The organism is Streptomyces shenzhenensis (genome assembly GCF_021462265.1).
In the GTDB taxonomy this organism is placed as follows: Bacteria; Actinomycetota; Actinomycetes; order Streptomycetales; family Streptomycetaceae; genus Streptomyces; species Streptomyces shenzhenensis.
In genome coordinates this window covers 1-17994 of the sequence record NZ_JAJONF010000074.1, presented here as the reverse complement: position 1 = coordinate 17994, position 17994 = coordinate 1, and the positions used below count along the sequence as shown (strand labels likewise).

At 68.9% G+C, this 17994-nt stretch carries 21 protein-coding genes, 1 pseudogene and 1 riboswitch; of the genes and pseudogenes, 16 read left to right on the top strand and 6 right to left on the bottom strand.

All coding sequences use genetic code 11. From position 1 onward, the window contains the following. On the bottom strand, nt 1-303 hold the full coding sequence (locus LQ326_RS44390; protein ID WP_181806610.1) for an urease subunit gamma: 303 nt from the start codon (nt 301-303) through the stop codon (nt 1-3). A gap of 310 nt (nt 304-613) precedes the next feature. Beyond that, nucleotides 614-901, bottom strand: a complete 288-nt coding sequence (locus tag LQ326_RS44385) for a type II toxin-antitoxin system Phd/YefM family antitoxin (protein WP_234544807.1) — start codon at nt 899-901, stop codon at nt 614-616. 140 nt (nt 902-1041) lie between these two features. Here LQ326_RS44385 and LQ326_RS44380 point away from each other — a divergent pair, with 140 nt between their 5' ends. From LQ326_RS44380 to LQ326_RS44370, 3 genes are all read left to right on the top strand, one after another. Next, entirely contained in the window at nt 1042-1677 is a 636-nt protein-coding gene (locus tag LQ326_RS44380; protein ID WP_234544806.1) for an ATP-dependent Clp protease proteolytic subunit, read from the top strand. A 7-nt stretch (nt 1678-1684) separates the two neighbouring features. Continuing rightward, nucleotides 1685-1993 (top strand): hypothetical protein, encoded by a 309-nt coding sequence (locus tag LQ326_RS44375; protein WP_046730013.1) that lies wholly within the window; start codon nt 1685-1687, stop codon nt 1991-1993. 361 nt (nt 1994-2354) lie between these two features. Next, nucleotides 2355-2539: riboswitch (cyclic di-AMP (ydaO/yuaA leader) on the top strand. A 3-nt stretch (nt 2540-2542) separates the two neighbouring features. Beyond that, nucleotides 2543-3016 (top strand): C40 family peptidase, encoded by a 474-nt coding sequence (locus LQ326_RS44370; protein WP_234544805.1) that lies wholly within the window; start codon nt 2543-2545, stop codon nt 3014-3016. A 37-nt stretch (nt 3017-3053) separates the two neighbouring features. On the opposite strand, the gene LQ326_RS44365 is transcribed toward LQ326_RS44370, so the two are convergent. After that, nucleotides 3054-3512: an ATP-binding protein gene (locus tag LQ326_RS44365; RefSeq protein WP_234544816.1), complete on the bottom strand. Its 459-nt coding sequence runs from the start codon at nt 3510-3512 to the stop codon at nt 3054-3056. Between the two features lie 212 nt (nt 3513-3724). Between LQ326_RS44365 and LQ326_RS44360 the strand changes: the two genes are divergently transcribed. Continuing rightward, the gene (locus LQ326_RS44360; protein WP_234544804.1) at nt 3725-4585 is read left to right on the top strand and encodes a helix-turn-helix domain-containing protein; all 861 of its coding nucleotides are present in this window, start codon (nt 3725-3727) and stop codon (nt 4583-4585) included. 9 nt (nt 4586-4594) lie between these two features. Then, on the top strand, nt 4595-4822 hold the full coding sequence (locus LQ326_RS44355; RefSeq protein WP_234544803.1) for a DUF397 domain-containing protein: 228 nt from the start codon (nt 4595-4597) through the stop codon (nt 4820-4822). A 111-nt stretch (nt 4823-4933) separates the two neighbouring features. Here the strand turns inward: LQ326_RS44355 and LQ326_RS44350 are convergent, their stop codons facing one another. Beyond that, nucleotides 4934-6061, bottom strand: coding sequence for an 8-amino-7-oxononanoate synthase (locus tag LQ326_RS44350; protein WP_234544802.1), 1128 nt, complete (start codon nt 6059-6061; stop codon nt 4934-4936). 483 nt (nt 6062-6544) lie between these two features. On the opposite strand from LQ326_RS44350, the gene LQ326_RS48995 reads away from it, so the two are divergent. From LQ326_RS48995 to LQ326_RS44325, 5 genes are all read left to right on the top strand, one after another. After that, nucleotides 6545-6712 carry a hypothetical protein gene (locus LQ326_RS48995; protein WP_372497125.1) on the top strand — a complete coding sequence of 56 codons (168 nt, stop codon included), beginning with the start codon at nt 6545-6547 and terminating at the stop codon, nt 6710-6712. A gap of 129 nt (nt 6713-6841) precedes the next feature. Further along, nucleotides 6842-7987, top strand: coding sequence for a Fic family protein (locus LQ326_RS44340; RefSeq protein WP_234544801.1), 1146 nt, complete (start codon nt 6842-6844; stop codon nt 7985-7987). A gap of 533 nt (nt 7988-8520) precedes the next feature. Beyond that, nucleotides 8521-8700 carry a hypothetical protein gene (locus tag LQ326_RS44335; RefSeq protein WP_234544800.1) on the top strand — a complete coding sequence of 60 codons (180 nt, stop codon included), beginning with the start codon at nt 8521-8523 and terminating at the stop codon, nt 8698-8700. A 20-nt stretch (nt 8701-8720) separates the two neighbouring features. Next, nucleotides 8721-9335, top strand: coding sequence for a hypothetical protein (locus tag LQ326_RS44330; RefSeq protein ID WP_234544799.1), 615 nt, complete (start codon nt 8721-8723; stop codon nt 9333-9335). Nucleotides 9336-9347: 12 nt separating this feature from the next. Continuing rightward, on the top strand, nt 9348-9773 hold the full coding sequence (locus LQ326_RS44325) for a RidA family protein (protein WP_234544798.1): 426 nt from the start codon (nt 9348-9350) through the stop codon (nt 9771-9773). Between the two features lie 389 nt (nt 9774-10162). On the opposite strand, the pseudogene LQ326_RS44320 reads toward LQ326_RS44325, so the two are convergent. Both LQ326_RS44320 and LQ326_RS44315 read right to left on the bottom strand, forming a co-directional pair. Beyond that, nucleotides 10163-10768: pseudogene (locus LQ326_RS44320) on the bottom strand (IS5 family transposase); the annotation flags it as partial. Between the two features lie 105 nt (nt 10769-10873). After that, nucleotides 10874-11395: a TetR/AcrR family transcriptional regulator gene (locus tag LQ326_RS44315; protein WP_234544815.1), complete on the bottom strand. Its 522-nt coding sequence runs from the start codon at nt 11393-11395 to the stop codon at nt 10874-10876. Between the two features lie 59 nt (nt 11396-11454). Between LQ326_RS44315 and LQ326_RS48990 the strand changes: the two genes are divergently transcribed. The 6 genes from LQ326_RS48990 to LQ326_RS44285 form a co-directional block, all read left to right on the top strand. Beyond that, a complete protein-coding gene (locus tag LQ326_RS48990; protein ID WP_372497124.1) occupies nt 11455-12396 on the top strand; it encodes an RHS repeat-associated core domain-containing protein in 942 nt (313 codons plus the stop codon). 32 nt (nt 12397-12428) lie between these two features. Continuing rightward, on the top strand, nt 12429-12920 hold the full coding sequence (locus tag LQ326_RS44305) for a hypothetical protein (protein WP_234544797.1): 492 nt from the start codon (nt 12429-12431) through the stop codon (nt 12918-12920). A 344-nt stretch (nt 12921-13264) separates the two neighbouring features. Then, nucleotides 13265-13510, top strand: coding sequence for a hypothetical protein (locus LQ326_RS44300; RefSeq protein ID WP_234544796.1), 246 nt, complete (start codon nt 13265-13267; stop codon nt 13508-13510). A 911-nt stretch (nt 13511-14421) separates the two neighbouring features. Then, a complete protein-coding gene (locus LQ326_RS44295) occupies nt 14422-15459 on the top strand; it encodes a site-specific integrase (protein ID WP_234544795.1) in 1038 nt (345 codons plus the stop codon). Nucleotides 15460-15463: 4 nt separating this feature from the next. Next, a complete protein-coding gene (locus LQ326_RS44290) occupies nt 15464-15796 on the top strand; it encodes a helix-turn-helix domain-containing protein (RefSeq protein WP_234544794.1) in 333 nt (110 codons plus the stop codon). Nucleotides 15797-15970: 174 nt separating this feature from the next. Then, a partial coding sequence (locus tag LQ326_RS44285; protein ID WP_234544793.1) for a site-specific integrase occupies nt 15971-17994 on the top strand: 2024 nt, incomplete at its 3' end.

Here is a 17994-nt window from a genome sequence, read left to right as displayed (position 1 = left end):
TCAGACGATCGGATCGTGGACGGTGACGAGCTTGGTGCCGTCCGGAAAGGTCGCCTCGACCTGCACGTCATGGATCATCTCGGGGATGCCCTCCATGACGTCGTCCCTGGTGAGCAGCTCGCGTCCGGAAGCCATGAGTTCGGCGACGGTACGGCCGTCGCGGGCCCCTTCGAGGATGTGCGACGTGATGAGGGCGACCGCTTCGGGGTGGTTCAGCCTGAGCCCGCGGGCCCGGCGCTTCTCGGCGACGTCGGCCGCCACGTGGATCAGCAGCCTCTCTTGCTCATGCGGGGTCAGTTGCACGTCCCACCTCACAGTCCTCGCTCCGGACCGTGCGGGGCCCGGTTGCCGCAGCCACCGCGACAGATGGGGCTCACGGGCCCCATCCGGCCAGGAAAACCCCAGGTGGCGTGGATCGGCAGGCTAGTTTGCCGGAGTTTCGGCGACGTTAACCGGACCTTGATCACCTGATGACCGGCACATGAGCCGCACGACCGGCGCCCGGAAGCGGATCCGCTCGTCGACGGGCTGCCCCACCACACCCCGGCAGCCCCTGACACCCGAACGGCCCTCACCCGAACGCCCGGGGAGGGCCGAGGGCGACGCGGGGACCCTAGGCGCCCGTGGTTCCCCGCCGCTCCGCCGCGATGCCGAAGCGGCCGCGTTCGGGTCGTACGGCGGCGGTCTCGCGGACCGTGGAGACCGAGCTGACCACGTGGTCCACGTGGTCCTCGGCGGGTTCCGAGAGCGCTTCCAGGCGTTCGAGGTCGACGGCGGAGACAAGGGCGACCAGCGGCTTGCCGTGGCGCGTCACGACGACACGCTCACCGCCGTACACCACCCGGTTGATCAGATCGGCGAGCTCAGCCCTGGCTTGGGTCACCGGAATCTCGTAGGCCATGAACCCAGCTTACGGGGCCCCCGGACATCACCTCTTGTTCGGTGACGGCGGAATCCCTCCTGAATGATCTGTACGTCCTGTACATTTTCAACAGAGAGTCCGGCTGCTGGGCCGTCTCCATCGCGAGGAGGGGTACACCCATGACCCGACCGTCCGCCCGCTACGTCCTGCCCGAGTTCACGGAACGCACGACCGCGGGGCAGCGCACCCTGGATCCGTACTCCAAGCTGCTGGAGGAGCGGATCGTCTTCCTCGGCACGCCCGTCGACGAGACCTCGGCCAACGACGTGATGGCGCAGTTGATGTACCTGGAGCACGCCGCCCCGGAGCGGGACATCTCGCTGTACATCAACTCCCCGGGCGGGTCGTTCAGCGCGATGGCCGCGATCTACGACACCGTCCAGTACGTGAGCTGCGACGTGGAGACGATCTGCCTCGGGCAGGCCGGGGCGTCGGCGGCGGTCCTGCTCGCGGCCGGCGCGCCGGGCAAGCGGTCCGTACTGCCCGGCGCGCGCATCGTGCTCCAGCAGCCGTCGCTGCCGGAACCGGTGCAGGGCCAGCCGAGTGATCTGTTCATCCAGGCCGGGGAGTTGGAGCGGGTCCGGGCGCTGCTCGAACAGATGCTCGTCCGGCACACCGGGCGCACGGCGGAGCAGGTGCACCGGGACCTGGAGCGGGACCTGGTCCTGGACGCGCGAGAAGCGCTGGCGTACGGCCTGGTGGACCGGGTCGTACCCAGCCGCCGGTCCTCGCTCGGCCTGCCGGACGCGGGGTGAACCGCCGATGCTGCCGCCGGAGTTGCCGCCGCTGCCCGCGCTGACCCGGGCCGAAGGTGAACTGATCGACCGTTACCTGGACGTGGTGGATCTGCTGGGCCGGATCAATCCGGCGCAGAACGAGGACACCTACCGCGGGCTGCGCGCCGCGCAGGCGCTGGTGCGCGCGGCGTCCGAACTGCGGGACGCGCTCGCCCTGATGCACCGGCGGGGCGAGACGGAGCTCCACGGGGACACGCTGGCACGGGCGTTGCGGGTGCTCGACGGCGAGCGCCGGACCGCTCGCGTCGCACTCCCGCCCGACTGCGTACGGTGAGACCCGCCGGACTGCGGTCCGGGACGTCGACGGCGCGCGGGGGCCGGAGCCGAAACGATCCAAAGGGGTTACCGCCGTTCGGCGGAGTGTGGCGTGGTTTTACCTGACCCCGACAGCCGCTCAGACCGCCTGTGCGGGGGTGCCCGCGCGGGGCTTTCCCGCAGGTCCGGGGCTACGCAGGGCAGTTGACGGAGAATCGAACACAGGGCTGTCCACCCGAACGGGTGGGTGGTGAGTAACCCCACAAATCCCCGGTTCCGTTGGGATTTTCGGACACGAGTGAGTGAAGATCCCTGTCTGACGACAAGCCCCCGCCACAGCGGCGGGGCGGTCCGGGCGGACGCCGAGTCCTGCCGCCGCCTGGATTGACCCGTCGACAGAAGTGCATCGGCAGGAGTGGAGGACCCGAGCAAGCCGGGTCGCCGGCACGGTCACGCCATGACCGGACCGAGCGGCCCTTGGGGTGAAGCCGTGGCAACACGGCCGGGCAACTTCGCCAGCCCGAATCCGACAGGTCATCCTTCACAGGCGGCTGACGAAGGGTTGCGCATGACTGCGCTCAATCGCGTTCCGTCGCTCATGGCCCGGGCCGGTACGGCCTCGGCGCTGACCATCGCCGCCGTGGGCGGCTCGATCGTGATCCCGGGTGTCGCCTCCGACGCCTCGGCAGCCACGATGGCGACGAAGGCACTGCAGGTCGCCGCCTCGAAGAAGGGTGCTCCCTACAGGTGGGGTGCCACCGGGCCGAACAGGTTCGACTGCTCCGGGCTCACGCTGTACTCGTTCAAGAAGGCGGGCAAGACCCTGCCGCGTACGGCGGCCCAGCAGTACAACAAGACCCGTCACATCTCGGCCGGCCACCGCAAGGCCGGGGACCTGGTCTTCTTCCACTACGGTTCCAGCGTGTACCACGTCGGCATCTATGCCGGGAAGGGAAGGATCTGGCACGCCCCGCGCACCGGGGACGTGGTGAGGCTCCAGAAGATCTGGACCCGCAGCGTCTGGTACGGCCGGGTCAGCTGACCCGTTCCAGCGGCGGCCGGCAGGCAGGAGCTCGGGGCTACGGCTCCTGCTGGCCGGCCGCTGTGACGGTGCCGGCCGGCACCGTCCAGGGGAGTTCGATGGAGACGGTCTTGCCGCCCTCCCGGGTGGGGCGTACACGGAGTCTGCCGCCGCACTCGGCGGTCAGCCAGCGGATGATGACCATGCCGCGCCCGTTGTCCTGCTGGACCGCGGCGGGAAGTCTCCTGGGAAAGCGCGGATGACCGTCCGTGACGCCGACGCGCAGCCACGCGTCGCGGTCGAGCACGAGGCCCACCGTGAAGGTGGGTGACTGCCCGAAGGTGTGCTGCACGGCGTTGGTGGCGAGTTCGGAGACGATGAGGCGGATGGTGTCCGCGGTCTCCGTCTCGGGGGGCAGTCCCCACTCCGCGAGGACGTCCAGCACATAGGAGCGGGCGGTCGAGACCGAGGCTGGTTCGCTCGGCAGAGTGATGGATGCTTCCAGGTGGTCTGCCATGGCGACGTCGTCCCTTTCCTCGGGACCGGAGTCCGACACGGTGCGGATGGTTCGAGTACGGTCCCGGACTGGTGCTTCTTCGCCAGACTGCCATTACCCGGCCGGTCACGGGGAGCGATCCACCAAGATATGCATATATCTGTCGCTCAAAGCGGTGAACTCTGCCATCTCATGCCGTGTTCGGGCGGCTGGGTAGGAGTAAGGAGTAGCCCATGCAGAACGGTCCCGCGGTACGCCGCCGGAAACTGGGCGCCGAGCTGCGCACACTGCGCACCGGCGCTGGCCTCACCAGCGGTGAGGCCGCCCGCCTGGTGGGCTGGCACCAGTCGAAGGTGAGCCGGATCGAGACCGGCGCCAGCGGTGTGAAACCGGCCGATGTGCGGTTACTCCTGGACGCCTACGGCGTCGTCGAGGGGCAACTGCGCGAGTTGCTGCTGGTGTTGGCGGGGTCGGAGGACACCGCGGGACGCCACCACTGGTGGCACGCCTATCGTGGGGTGCTGCCGCCCGCCTACCGGGATTTCATCAGCCTGGAGTCACAGGCCAGCGCGATGCGCACCCTGGAGACCCTGGTCGTGCCGGGGCTGCTGCAGACCCCGGAGTACGCGCGTGCGGTGACCCGGGCGGCCGTGGACAGGCGTGACGACGAGGCCCTGGACACCCTGGTGGAAGTGCGTCTGGCCAGGCAGGACGTGCTGCACAACGATCCGCCGCTGGAGCTGAACGCGGTCCTGGACGAGGCGGTGCTGCGCCGCGAGGTGGGCGGTCCCGGGGTGATGGCGCGGCAGCTGGCGCGGCTGGTGGAGGCGGCCCGGCTGCCCCAGGTACGGCTCCAGGTGCTGCCATTCGCGGCCGGAGCGCATATCGGCATCACCGGGCCTTTCGTAATCTTCTCATTTCCGAGCACTTCTGATCTGGACGTGGTTGTTATCGACCAGTTGACGAGTAGCCTCTACCTGGAGCGGAAAGAAGACCTCCAGGCCTACACGGAGGCCTTCGACACGCTCCGGATCCACGCCCTTTCCCCCGAGGACTCGTTGGATTACATCGCCGCAATAGCTGACGGCGCGTAAGGAGGCACCATGACCGCACTGCCTCGGAACGTACCTTCAAGTGCTGATCTGCACGGACTGCGGTGGCTGCGCAGCAGCTACAGCACCGGAGCGAACAACTGCCTGGAGACGGCACGGCCGCGCTCCGGCCCGTCGGCCGGACTGCTCGCCGTGCGCGACTCCAAGGCTCCGGCGGGACCCGCGCTGCTCTTCTCCCCCGGGAGCTGGGCGGGTTTCCTGGCCGCGCTCACCGACTGATCAACCCCAGAAGAGTCTGATCAGAAACGACCGAAACCGACCAGACTCCCACCCGGCCCATCCCCTACTCCCTGTCCGCTCGCGAGCCAGGCCCGGCCGTGTCACGCCGACTCATGGTCGTGTCTTGCCGATCACCCGTACAGCGCGTTCGATCTCGGCTCCGGAAAGGTCCGCACGGGCGGTCAGCCTGAGTCGTGAGATGCCGTCCGGCACCGACGGCGGACGGAAACAGCCCACGGCCAGTCCTGCCGTCCGGCAGTCGGCCGCCCACCGGAGGGCCTGCTCCGGGGACGGGGCCCGCACGGAGACCACCGCGGCGTCTGGACGCACCGCTTCCAGACCCGCGGCGGTCAGCCGGGCGTGCAGTTCCGCGGCCACCTCGCGGGCCCGCGCCGCACGTCCGGGCTCGCGGCGCAGCAGCCGCAGGGCCGCCAGCGCCGCGCCCGCCGCCGCGGGGGCCAGGCCGGTGTCGAAGATGAAGGTCCGGGCCGCGTTCACCAGATGGTCGATCACCCGGGCCGGGCCCAGCACGACCCCGCCCTGGCTGCCCAGCGACTTCGACAGGGTCGCCGTGACCACCACGTCGTCGGCGCCGGCGAGACCGGCCGCGTACGGCCCGCCCCGCCCGCCGTCGCCCAGGACCCCGAGCCCGTGGGCGTCGTCGACCAGCAGCCCGGCACCGCGCTCCCGGCACGCCTCGGCGAGGGCGGCCAGCGGTGCCGCGTCCCCGTCGACCGAGAACACCGTGTCGGAGACGACCACCGCGGGCCCGTCGTGGGTGCCCAGCGCCTTGCGTACGGCGTCCGGGTCGGCGTGCCCGACGACCTGGGTGGCGCCCCGGGCCAGCCGGCAGCCGTCGATCAGGGAGGCGTGGTTGAGGGCGTCGGAGACGATCAGGGAGCCGTGCGGGCCGAGCGCGGTGACGGCGGCGAGGTTCGCGGCATAGCCGGAGGAGAAGACCAGGGCGGCCTCGAACCCGCAGAATCCGGCCAGCGCGCGCTCCAGTTCGCTGTGGAGCTCCGTCGTGCCGGTCACCAGCCGGGAACCGGTGGAGCCGCCGCCCCAGGTCCGGGCCGCCCCGGCGGCGCCCTCGGCGACCTCGGGGTGGCGGGCGAGGCCCAGGTAGTCGTTGCCCGCGAGGTCCAGCAGCGGCGAGTCGGCGGGGCGGGGGCGCAGGGTCCGTACGAGTCCGGCGCGGCGGCGCTGTTCCGCCTGTTCGTCGATCCAGCCGAACGCCATGGCCCCTCCGGTGAATTTGTAGGCAGTGGACAGACCCTAGCGGGACCGTCGGCCCCCCACTGTGTGGCAATACCCACACGTGGTTTTACGCCTTCACAGATACCTGCTGGTCAGATGCGGTTTCAGCGGAACCACAAGAGATCGTCTCTCACAACCCCTGGAAGCGCCTCCCGGTCGGGTGAAGGTGACGGCCGCCGCGGGCTGCACGCTCAGCACGATTCGGGAACGTCGGGAGGGCTCTGAACCACCTCGACGGGCAGACCGCGACCACGTTGTGGTCACGCGGTATCGGATCTCCGAACCCGAACGCGCCGTCCGGGACCTATCTGGGGTCGACGGCCGGCCGGCAAACGGTGGTCTCCTGCGCCGGGCGAGCGGTGGCCCGCCTCAGCACTTCGACCAGGGCGGCTACATCCAGGGCCCGGACACTGGCACCTCGGACAGCATCTACGCAAGGTTCGCGTCGGGCGCTGGGCGCGGTCCATGATGCGGGACCCGGACGGGAAGTTCCCCGCTCTGTTTGACACCGTCCTGGCCGATGCGAAGATCGAGATCGTGCTCAGCGGGATTCGGATGCCCCGCATGAACGCGATCAAGGAAGAGTGGGTACAGACCTGCCGTCGCGAACTGCTGGACCGGACCTTGATCTGAAACCAGCGCCATCTCCCGCACCCCCGAGGGGAGTTCGAAGACTTCTACAACAGGCACCGGCCGAAATGCGGCATGACCTGTACGGACCTGCCGCTTGACATGATGATGTAGTCATGGTGTCATCGAGTCATGTTGTACAGCACTCCGGCGCTGGATGTCGACGACCACCGCGTCCTGGCGGAGATCGAGGAGATGCGGCACAAACTCCGGCATCAGCTGCGTGCGCAGCCACGGTGGTCGGGGCAGCTGCGGCGAAACCTGACGGCGCGGGCGATCGCCGGGTCGAACACGATCGAGGGCTACGCCGCGACCGTCGACGATGTCGAGGCGCTGATGGCCGGCGAGGAACCGCTGGAGACCGCAGACCGTACCCGGGTGGAGCTGGAGGGTTACCAGCGTGCGATGACCTACATCCAGGCCCTGGCGGATGCCGGGTCGGAGTTCCGGTACGACGCGGGCCTGCTTGGCGGACTGCACTTCATGCTCCAGGGACACCACCTGGACAAGCGCCCAGGCCGCTGGCGGGACGGCCCGGTGTATGTCACCAGCCCCGACGACCCGCTCGTACCCGCCTACACCGCCCCCGATAGCGAACACGTCCCGGGGCTGATGGCGGAGCTGATCGACTGGCTCAACGACGGCGACCTGGACGCGCCCGTGCACGTGCGCGCATCGATGGCGCATCTGAACCTGGTCAACGTCCACCCGTGGAAGGACGGAAACGGGCGCATGTCACGCGCTTTGTCCACGCTGGTGTTCGCCCGGGAGGCCGAGCAGATGCTGCCGCCGGAGTTCTCCAGCATCGAGGAGTGGCTGGGCCGCGGTCAGAACACCTATGCCTACTACCAAGTCCTCCAGCAGGTCGGTGGCCCGAACTGGAGTCCCGAACGCGACACGCATCCGTGGATCCGGTTCTGCCTCGGCGCCCACCACCGCCAGGCCCAGCAGGCCCAGCGCCGCACCGACTTGCTCGCCCGTGCCTGGGTCCACCTGGGCGAGGCCACCGCCGCTGACGGCTTGGACGATCGCGTTGTCTACGCCCTGCTTCCCGCCTTCTGGGGCTCAAAGGTCCGCCGCACCGTCTACCAGCAGGACGCCGACCTTTCCGACCAGCAGGCTATCCGCGACATCCGCGATCTGGTCCGCATCGGCTGGCTGGCCCCGCACGGCAAGGCCCGCGCCCGTCACTACGGCCCTGGTCCGCGCCTGGACGCCGCCCAACAGGAGGTCCGCCAGTCCTTGGAGCCGTTCGCCGACCCCTACCGGCGCAGCTGATCGTCGGTTTGTGCGACCGGTTCGCCGACACAGCGGGTACGATCACCGTCCGCCAGGCCAACAGGTGGACGGTGATCCGCGCAGTCGCCACCACTTGGTGAGCAGCCGGGTGGGGACTCGCACTCTCCACCCACACCTGAACGGGGTACTGGCACCGGGGACTTCTGATGGCCAAACCAGCGGTTCTGGCGGGCCGACCTGCCCGACGACGGCGGTGAGCCGGCCGCCGGGTACGCCGACGCCGCCGCCGGCCGAGCGGGGCTGTGACCACGCGGTCACTGCCGGGAGGAGGGGATCAGCGCGCGGAACCCTGTGATCAGCGCGTTGAGACCCATCTCAAGGACGCTGCGGTCAGCACTCCGTCACCGACTTGGAGAAGTGGAGGATCCGCACCAAGCTCCGCCCCAACATGCACTACGCGACCGCGGCGCCGACGGCGTCCGACCAGCGTCAGCCGCTGCCTGGAGACGGGGCGGTGGTGAGGCGGTCGAGCCAGCACACTCACGGAACGGGCCGTCACCGAGTTGACGGTCATGCTCACCGAACTCAACGCCTCCGGCGCCGAAGCGGACGCGACGTGGGTCGAGTTCATCGCCCGCCTCTGGCCGGTCGCGCACCGGTACCGAGTGCTGCTGGCACTGCGCCGTGGCGAGTACGGGAGGCGATCCACGGCCTGCTCGGGCCGGTCGATGAGCTCCTCGCCGACCTCGTGAAACGGGGCCAGGACGGCGGCGTGTTCGCGCAGCGCCTGCCGGCGGGCCTTCTGAGCCAGGTCGCCTACGGCGTCGTGTTCGCCATCGCGGACAGCGACCGGTCGAACGGGATCCTTGGGGCCCGAGCGGCGACGATCACGAGCCTGCTGATGCTGGGAGTTCCCGAGACGCGTGCCATCGCTCTCGTGGGCGTCCTCACCGCGCAGGGGCTGCCCGCCGCCGATGTGGATGCCGCGTGGGAGGCCATCGCCCTGCACACCACGGCACAGATCGCAGTACGCCGCGGTGCGCTGAGCCTGCTCCTGCGGGAGGGGATCTGCGTCGACTTCGGGGGCGTGATCGGCTCCGGAACCGTCCCGGACACCGTGACCGAAGAGGAGGCCCGCGCCATCCACGAGGCCTGTCCCCGTCTGTCGATGGTCAGCTCGATCGTGGAGGCGATGGCGACCCAGGCGGCCAGGCTCCCCGCGAACGGGCCGCGCTACTCCGTCGGCGGAGAACTGCTCCGTGAACGCGGCAACCCGCCTCGACGGACCCGCATGGAAGAAGCCGCGCTCTCCTCCCGATGGGGCAGCTGCCCCGGACCCGCACCGACCGCCCGCGGGCGGAACCCCCGCAACCCGTCTACAGCATAAGGACCACCCCCAGTGAGCACGTACACCGTCACCATCCCGAAGGACTCCGAGGTCTTCGGAGCGACGACCGGAGGGTTCGCCCGGTTCGAGTACTCGGCCGCGGTCCGCGCCCACGGCCTGCTCTTCATCGCGGGCCAGGTCGGGTACCGGCCCGACGGGAGCCTGCCGGAGACCATCGAGGAGCAGACCGAGTGGGTGCTGCGCCGCACCGAGGAAGTCCTTCGGATCGAAGGGCTGGCCATGTCCGACCTCGTCGAGGTCGTCAGCTACCACCCGGACATGCAGGAGCACCTGGCGGGCTTCCTGAAGACGAAGAAGCGTTTCGTCAAGGAGCCGTTTCCCGCATGGTCGATGATCGGTGTCAGCGGCCTGGCCCGGCCCGAGTTCCTCCTGGAGGTGCGGGCCGTCGCCGCCTACTCGGACAGTGCCGCACGGTAGCCGCCCGTATCGGGTGGACCGCACCGCTCGCCGCTTCCCTGGAACGACCCACTGACCCGTCGGCAGCCGGTTCGGGAACCGGCTGCCGACGGGAGCACCGAGGCATGCCGCCTGCCTCGCGGGCACATCGCCATCGCGAGCCGCCGGTGAACCCGCTCCCGCCCCCATCGAGGTGTTTGTGACCACTGCGCATTCCTCCACGGAAAGGCTCGTCACGACCCGGCGAGAGCGCTGTTCCCACCCGGTGTCCCGGCCTCGGCGAGCTGGTGCTGCTGAGCTTCGTCGTCGTCTCACTGCTGGCCGCCTCCAGCGCGCCGACGCCCTTGTACGCGACGTACGCGGCCGCCTGGCACTTCTCGCCCGTCACCACAACCGTCGTCTTCGGTGTCTCCACGCTCGTCGAGCAGGGCGCGGGTCTTGTCAGAGTCGTAGCCGGCGTCCAGGTGCACGGTGACGTCGTCCGACAGAAGTCCCAGGTCGTCCAGACGATCCAGAGTCGAGGCGAGGAGCGGGGAGTCGTGACGGTTGGCTCCGGCCAGCACGCGGCCCAGCGGAATTCCGTAACCATCCGTCATGCCTGAGCGTTTGAGCCCCTGTTTGCCACGGTCGACTGGCGAACGTCCGGCGACCTCACCGCCACCTGGTGCCTTGGTGATGGAGCCATCGACGGCGATCTGGCCGAGCACGAGGCCGACGATCCGATCGTACGAGGCCGGGCGACCTGCTTGAGCCGGGCGAAGACACCGAGCGCAATCCATTCGTCGCGCGTCGCGGCGATTGCGCATCGTGGTGGCCGAGCAGGTCGTGTCGGCGATCGCTTGGTAGGAGCAGCCGAACCGCAGGAGCTGCAGCAGCTTATCGAAGATGATCCGGTCGCTGATGCGTGGGCGGTGGCAGCCCGGCGGATGGCCCGGGTCACAGGTCGGGCGCTCGGGCAGCAGCGCGGAGAATCGGTCCCAGAGCGGGCCGGTCAGCCATGTTGGCAGTACAGGCAGAGGCCTCCCCACTGATCACAGAGCGTCGCAACTCCGTGATCACAAAGACCTGTGCCTGCTTTGCTGTCGGGGTGCACCACCGCGCCCATCCGCGCTGACGCCAGGTCAGCTCGGTGCCGGGGCGGTCTGGGCGAGGCCGGCGAGCAGCAGGTCGATCATGCGGCGGGCCTGATAGTCGGGAAAGGTTTCGACTCCGATGCACAGGTTGCCGATGGCAAGCATGAAGTCGTAGGCACGTACGTCGGCGCGTGTGCAGCCGGCGGAGGCAGAGGCTTTCAACAGCTGGTCGAGCACGGGCAGCAGGCGTTCGACGAACTCGTCGTGCAGGGCCTCGAATCCGGCTTGGTCCGAGTGCAGCGCCTCGGCGAGACCGTGCTTGGTGACCAGGAAGTCGGCGAACCGGTGAACCCACCGCCGCAAGACCTCATAGGGCGTGTCGGCAGCCGCTGGATTGCCGACGGCAGCGGCGAGCGCGTCGAGCTGGTGCCGGAAGACCGCGACCATCAAGTCCGCCCGGGTGGGGAAATGGCGGTAGACGGTGCCCATGCCGAGGCCCGATTCGGCGGCGATCTCCCGCACGGGAGCGTCGACCCCCATACGGACGAACACGGCCGCGGCCGCGTCCAGGAGCTTCGGCTCGTTTCGGCGGACGTCGGATCGCTGGCGACCTGAAGGTGCTGGCGGCGGTGGACGCGGCCGGCCGCCTCGCCGCCTGGACCACCGAGACCCAGGGCAGCGACGGCACCTGGACCCAGACCGGATCCAAGACCGACCACTACGGCGCCGACGGCGACAGCCCCGACTGGATCCAGGAGACCAGCACCACCATCACCCGCAACGTCCAAGGCAGCAGCGGCGGCCTGGACGCGATCACCAGCGCCACGGGCAACACCGTCCTGCAGCTCACCGACATCCACGGCGACGTCACCGTGGAGCTTCCCCTGGACACCAGCCAGGCCCCGACCGCACTCGCCTACGACGAGTACGGCAACCCGGAGGGCGACACCACCGCCACCCGCTACGGCTGGCTCGGCGGCAAACAGCGCTCCAGCGAGACGGTCACCGGCGCCACCCTCATGGGAGTACGCCTCTACGACCCCACCACCGGACGCTTCCTGTCCATCGACCCCGTGCCGGGCGGCTCAGCCAACGCCTACGAGTACTGCGGCGGCGACCCGATCAACCGCTACGACCTCGACGGCAGGTTCTGGGGCTTCCACCTCAGCATCGGCGCGAGACTCGCCTGGCACTACGGAAGCCGCGCCTACCACAGCTACTCCCGGTGGCGAAACCGCCAGCAGGCACGCATCGTCGGAGTCGGCCTGGCTTACATCGGGAGCCGCTATCTGGGCTATCGATGCCGCTACCGCTACGGCATGATGCGGGTGTGCACCGGCGGCTACGGGCTCCACGCCCGCGGCGGAACCACCCTCGGCACGACATACTCCACCTGGAACAACAGCTACTACACCTCCAGGGCCCGCATCCGGCACGAGAACCGCCACAAGCACCAATGGATGCGGTACGGATATCGATTCGCCTACATGTACCTCAGAGCAGGAAGCAACCCGTGCCACAACAGGTGGGAACGCCGCGCCGGATGGAGAGACGGGGGATATCCCTGTTGAACCAGTCTCGGCAACGACCAGTGTGGCCCTTCGTGCTGATGGGGTCGGTACTCGGCCTGGCGGTTCTCGCCGCTGTCGGCACGTGGATATACGGCGCCTACAGCATGTCCGACCCGGCGACGACCATCCTGGCGGGCATCCGGATCGACGGTTCCCGCATCGAGGTCAAGATGCCCACCTGCCCTACGGACAAGGTGGGCATGGTCGAGGTGTACGACAGCGACTCCGAAAAGCTGCTGTGGCGGGCAAGCGGCCCGAAGACCCCGGAGGGAAAGCGAGGTGTGGTCACCTTGTGGAACACGGACGATTTCCTGAAGACGTCTTCAGGGAAACAACCGAAGACCTTGCCGGCGAACCTCGACGTCTCCGTTACGTTCGCCGGATCCGAGGACGGCACCGGTGATGTGTTTGACGTCCGCAAGGCCGGGGCAGCTCACGTCTCTGATGGGCAGTACTGGACCCGTGACGGTGCCAGGACCGCCACGCAGATCGACGCCCAGATCAAGTGCCACGCCAGCAATTGAGAAGCCGGAGGAACAACTCGTATCAGGTAGGCGGGCAACTCTGACCCGCACGAACTAAGAGGGTGCCGTGCCACGCACGGCACCCTCTCCCGTTCTCAGCTGGGCCGGGCAGTCGCATGCGCAGCTGGCGCCGGCGCCGCCACTGGCTGGCTCGCCTACCACTACGGGACCAAAAAGCGTAAGCGCCACATAGGGGGCTACTGGGCAAGTACATGGCATGGAGCCCGTTATGGACTACTGGGATACTGGTTCGGAAACGGCGCGAAGTACTACCGCGGTGTGCGGACCGGTATCCGAAGTGTCCGTACTTGGTGGCGGGGAGGCCACGGGGCCTTCATGCACCGATGGCCCCACTTCTGATGGACGGAACCAAAGTGCTCACAGACCCGCGTGTATACACACGCAGATGGGCTTCCAGGCATCCGATCTACATGGGATTGATCGTCGGAGGGCTCTTCTACCTCGTGGAGACCCTGGCCACCGGCGACCCTCTCGGGACTATACCTTTCGCCGTCGTGATCGGAGCGATCTTCACACTGACCTCCTTTGGTGAGAGGCGCCGAAGGAAGAAGCACAAGCTGCCGGACTGACAACCAGAGAGGTGATGCGGGGCCGAGAGCGGCCCCGCATCACCTCTCATGCCGTCCACGAACGAACCAAGATCGGTACCATCGATCATTCATAGACAATGGCCTGCAGAACCCGAGGAGTGTTACGCACCCATCCTCACAGCTGAGTTTGACCATCTCCCCCAAGACCCCATCCGAGTGCTCTCCCCAGCGGCCGACCCCGTCAACACGTTCCGTGTTTCGTGGGGAGTCCTTCTCAGCAGCCCGTCCAGTGACGCCAGCCATGACAACGGGAGCACCCCGAAGGCCACTTCTGCACAAGAGACTGCCGTCCAGCCTCCGGGCACGCTGACAGCGTCCTGCGCGAGTTCGCGCCACGCACCTGCGACGAACCGGCGTACATGGTGGAGCTGCGGTACATCGCGACCGCCCGTGTCCCGTCCACCCGCTGGCTCCTACTGGTACCCCTCGTCGCACCGATCCACGGCCAAACAGATCGTGCGCCGTGACGCTTTACAGGTCATTGCGATTCAACAAGCCTCCGCCAACCGGGGCACCATGTAACCGTGTCAGCAACACGCTCAGAGTTGACACAGAAGTGGCGATGGTTGGCGACGGCGAGGTCTTCGCCCTGAAACTGGAGCGCCGATGGGTTCGTTCAGCTGCTCCGTGCGGGAGTTGTGGCTGTTCATACAGGTCGGAGCCGCGGGTGGACCCTTCACTCGATCGTGTGGGGATCTGACGATTACTCTCAGATTCCAGGAGTTATCTCCGTAATTTGCTTCCTTGTGACGGATTCTGGGACTCGCCGCTTCTCCCTGATCACGGGTGGCGACGTAGCTGTGAAGGACCGGCCTGGCGATCAAGTGCAGCCGGAGCCGGGCCTGGCTGACGTCCTGACGCTCCAGCGACAGACCGCGGCGACCTCGTCCATGGAAGCTGAGCGGGCGCTCTTCCAGGACTCCCTCGCCGAGTACGTATGGGCCCGGGACGTCGCGGGCCTGTCACCTCGCACGCTGGAGTCGCTGGTCCAGCCGGTGCTGGAGATCTGCTCGTACTACGACGTCATGCCGTGGCATCTGAGCTCGCGGCAACTGGACAGGTACTTCGCGGGGCCGGGTAAGCGGCCGCGGCACACGACGGTCCGGTCGAAGATCAACCGGATTGACCTCTACTACGCCTTCCTGGAACAGCGGTACGCCGGTGAGATCCACCGTCGGTTCGGCGCCGTGGTCGAGTCCCCCGTCGACGCGTTCAACCGGCCGGTCCACCGAGGGGACTTCGGGCTTCGCATCCCGCCGTCGGCCCGGGCGACGAAGGAGTTCTTCGCCGCGTGGCGGGAGGCGTTGCCGCGGGCGCGGAAGTACCCGGTGGCGGTCCGGAACTATGTGATGTCGAAGCTGACGTACATCTCCGGGGTGCGTGCGGCGGAGATCTGCCAGGTGCAGCTCGGGGACGTGCACTGGGAGAACGGGCAGTGGGGCCGGTTCCTGATTCACGGCAAGGGTGCCGGAGGCTCCGGCCCCCGGGACCGCGAAGCCTTCCTCTTCGAAGAGGGCCGTGCGCTGTTGTGGTGGTACGTCGAGGAGGTGCGGGGCGAGTTTCCCGATGACCCCTGCGACCCTCGGGCGCCGCTGTTCCCTTCCGAGCGGCTGGCGAAGTCGCTGGCCGGCATGGACGGACTGCTCGCCCCGCCGGTGGTGCCAGACACGTTCCGGCGCGCGCTGAAGATGGCCTCGCACGAGTATCTGCGGGGCCCGGTCAGCGAGCTGTTTCCGCATCTCCTGCGGCACGCCTGCGGGACCCACAACTATGAGGCGGGGATGCCGTTGTGGGACGTGCAGGTCCTGCTCGGCCATGTCTGGGCATCCACCACGGTCGGCTATCTCGCGACCGCGAAGGGCGACCCGGAGCGGGCGAGCCTGGAGTCTTCCCGGCGAGCGGTTCGCCGGCTGAGCACGGAGGCGTGATCCCTTGAAGTGGAACCTGCGCTGGGCCGCGGCCAAGCGCGACATCTGGCGCCCGACCCAGCTGCAGGCGGCTTTTCGGGAGGTGGGGTTCACCCCGTCCCTGAGCAAGGTGGCCGCGCTGTGGTCGGGCAAGCCGGTCACCGTCCGGCTGGAGGACCTGGACAAGATCTGCGCCGCCCTTCAGTGCACGGTCGCGGACCTGATGGAAGCCGAGCCGGTGGCGGCGGCTGAGGGACGCCCGGAGACCGAGCAGCGCGCCGTCGGTGAGAGCGGGCCCGCGCGCCCGATTCCCCGGCCGGGCGGCGGTGGAGCCCGGCGTCCGCTGCCGCCGAACTGACCGGGGCGACCGGTGACCAGGGGATTTGGGCTGCTCGGGTCGTGCGGGACGTGCGCGAGTTGGGGGGCGGTGAACGGGAACGCCATGTGCCCGAGGTGCGCGTGGGCGTGGATCCGCGTGTCCTCGGGCAGGGACGGCTGGAGCGAGGCTCCGTGCCGCCGATGTGCCTGGACCATGCCGGTGACGCGGGCGGGAGTGTGCGCGCCCTGCCTGCTGGCGGTCCGCCTCGGGGAGGACGACTCCTGGGCGTGGGGCGAGCTCCACGACGAAGCTCTCGCTCCGGGCCGGCCGCGTCAGCTCGCCCTGGACATCGACGGGGTCGCGTTGCCCGGGGCGAGGCCGGTGCGGATGCCCCAGGCCAAATCCGGGCGGCGAGCGGCCATCCCCTCGTGGTTACGGGCTCGGCTCCCCGAGCAGGTCCACGACGATCCCCGGGTCTGCCCGCCCCAGGTTCCGGGGCAACTGGGGCTCTTCCCCACCCCGGCCCGCCAGTTCGCCCGCGCCCACGCGGCCCGCGTCGGCGACCGGAACATCCCCGGCTTCGAGGCTGTCTCCCAGCAACTGCAGCAGATGGCGGATGAGCGCCGGGTACGAGCCCGGACCATGTGGATCTGGCGGCTCGAAGGCTTCGCCCGCTTGGCGCTGGCGGCCCGCGACCCCGATCAGCACCAGGTCGCCGCCGAGGCCCTGAAGGACCTCCTCTACAACGGCCCGATCCTCGGACAGGCCCTGGACCGTGCCGGTCTGCTCGCACCGCCCCCACCACGCAGGATTGTCGCGCCGCGCGGAACCGGCCCCACCCGCCAGGGCGGACAGCGAGACCCTGAACTGCGCGGACAGTGCACACACTGTCTGGCCTGGGCGAACGACCGCCGGGTCATGTGTGCGCCGTGCACCAACTGGTGCCACCAGATGCGCAAACGCGGCGGCAGCGAGGCCGAGTGCGACCGCTGCCACCGCACGCTGATGCTCAGCGGCGGGATGTGCCGCAGGTGCCGGATCGTCGTTGCCGAAACCGAGGTCGACACCGCCCAGATCGCAATGAAGAACGGCGACCAGCTGTGGTTCGCCCGCCCCCACGCCGCGGCACTGGCCGTCGGGTGTTTCGCGCCCGGCACCGCGGCGCCCCAAGGCCGCTTCGCCCTCAAACGACGCCGTGCCCGCGCCCGGGCCAAGTCCGAACGCCAACTATCCGAGCACCTCGTGGACCCCGCCCAGCTGGAACTGTTCCCGTCCCTGCTCCGGGACTGGACCCGTCTGGATACCAGCGCGCCGCCCGCCCTCACCGCGGCAGCAGAGAGCCTGGTCACTGACTTCACCGCGTACATGCGAGGCCGCGGATGGAACACTGACTTCTTTAACGGCAGCATCCGAACCCTGCGTATCGTGACCGGGCACCTTGGCGCCGACGCCCCCATCCAGGAGAGCGACATCCGGGCCCTGGCCTCCATGAGAGCCGACCTCCAGGGCGCCCGCGTCATCAACTACCTCCGCCTGCGCGGCCTGCTCGCCGCGCAACCGCCCACCGACCCGTGCATCGCCCGTGCCCGGTACCACGCCACGGCCATCGCCCGCCCGGCCTTCTCCACATCGGTGCACGCTTTCATCGACGTACTCCTCGGCCAGGGCAGCACCTCCAGCCGGGCCCGCAGCCCCAAGACCGTCGAGAACTACGTGGGCGCCATCCTGGGCACTCTCGAAGCGTGGATCGCCGACGGGCTCACCGATCCTCGTGAGATCACCAGGAAGCACATCGAGGACGCCCTGGACCCGCTCCGCGGCGACCAGGCCCGCCGCCTGCACACCGCACTGCGCTCCTTCTTCAGGGCCCTCAAACGCGAACGCCTCGTCTTCCGAGACCCGGCCCGCAGCATCTCCCTCACCACCAGCCGATCCGTGCCGACCGCGCTGCCTTCCGACCGCATCGCCGGACTCCTGGACCGCCTCGACGACCCGCGCGACCGCCTCATGGTCGCCCTCGTCGCCATCTACGCCCTCCTTCCCGGGCAGCTCGCCCACCTCCGGCGAACCGACCTCGACCGCAGCAAGGGCCGACTGCGCCTGCGCCGGGCGGGGTGCATGGACCACGTGATCTACCTCGACGCCTTCACCCTGCGCCTGGTCACAGCATGGGAGCTCCAGCGCCACCGACGCTGGCCCGACAGCTCCAACCTGTGCCGTTCGGAAACTCATCGCTC

What these genes read in the sequence shown, in the direction of transcription:
- LQ326_RS44365 (WP_234544816.1), bottom strand. Translation starts at nt 3,512, where the DNA reads ATGGCAGACCACCTGGAAGCATCCATCACTCTGCCGAGCGAACCAGCC.
- LQ326_RS44375 (WP_046730013.1), top strand. Translation starts at nt 1,685, where the DNA reads ATGCTGCCGCCGGAGTTGCCGCCGCTGCCCGCGCTGACCCGGGCCGAA.
- LQ326_RS44295 (WP_234544795.1), top strand. Translation starts at nt 14,422, where the DNA reads ATGGAAGCTGAGCGGGCGCTCTTCCAGGACTCCCTCGCCGAGTACGTA.
- LQ326_RS44350 (WP_234544802.1), bottom strand. Translation starts at nt 6,061, where the DNA reads ATGGCGTTCGGCTGGATCGACGAACAGGCGGAACAGCGCCGCCGCGCC.
- LQ326_RS44355 (WP_234544803.1), top strand. Translation starts at nt 4,595, where the DNA reads ATGACCGCACTGCCTCGGAACGTACCTTCAAGTGCTGATCTGCACGGA.
- LQ326_RS44300 (WP_234544796.1), top strand. Translation starts at nt 13,265, where the DNA reads ATGGCCCCACTTCTGATGGACGGAACCAAAGTGCTCACAGACCCGCGT.
- LQ326_RS44340 (WP_234544801.1), top strand. Translation starts at nt 6,842, where the DNA reads ATGTTGTACAGCACTCCGGCGCTGGATGTCGACGACCACCGCGTCCTG.
- LQ326_RS44335 (WP_234544800.1), top strand. Translation starts at nt 8,521, where the DNA reads ATGCTCACCGAACTCAACGCCTCCGGCGCCGAAGCGGACGCGACGTGG.
- LQ326_RS48995 (WP_372497125.1), top strand. Translation starts at nt 6,545, where the DNA reads ATGATGCGGGACCCGGACGGGAAGTTCCCCGCTCTGTTTGACACCGTC.
- LQ326_RS44370 (WP_234544805.1), top strand. Translation starts at nt 2,543, where the DNA reads ATGACTGCGCTCAATCGCGTTCCGTCGCTCATGGCCCGGGCCGGTACG.
- LQ326_RS44385 (WP_234544807.1), bottom strand. Translation starts at nt 901, where the DNA reads ATGGCCTACGAGATTCCGGTGACCCAAGCCAGGGCTGAGCTCGCCGAT.
- LQ326_RS44380 (WP_234544806.1), top strand. Translation starts at nt 1,042, where the DNA reads ATGACCCGACCGTCCGCCCGCTACGTCCTGCCCGAGTTCACGGAACGC.
- LQ326_RS44360 (WP_234544804.1), top strand. Translation starts at nt 3,725, where the DNA reads ATGCAGAACGGTCCCGCGGTACGCCGCCGGAAACTGGGCGCCGAGCTG.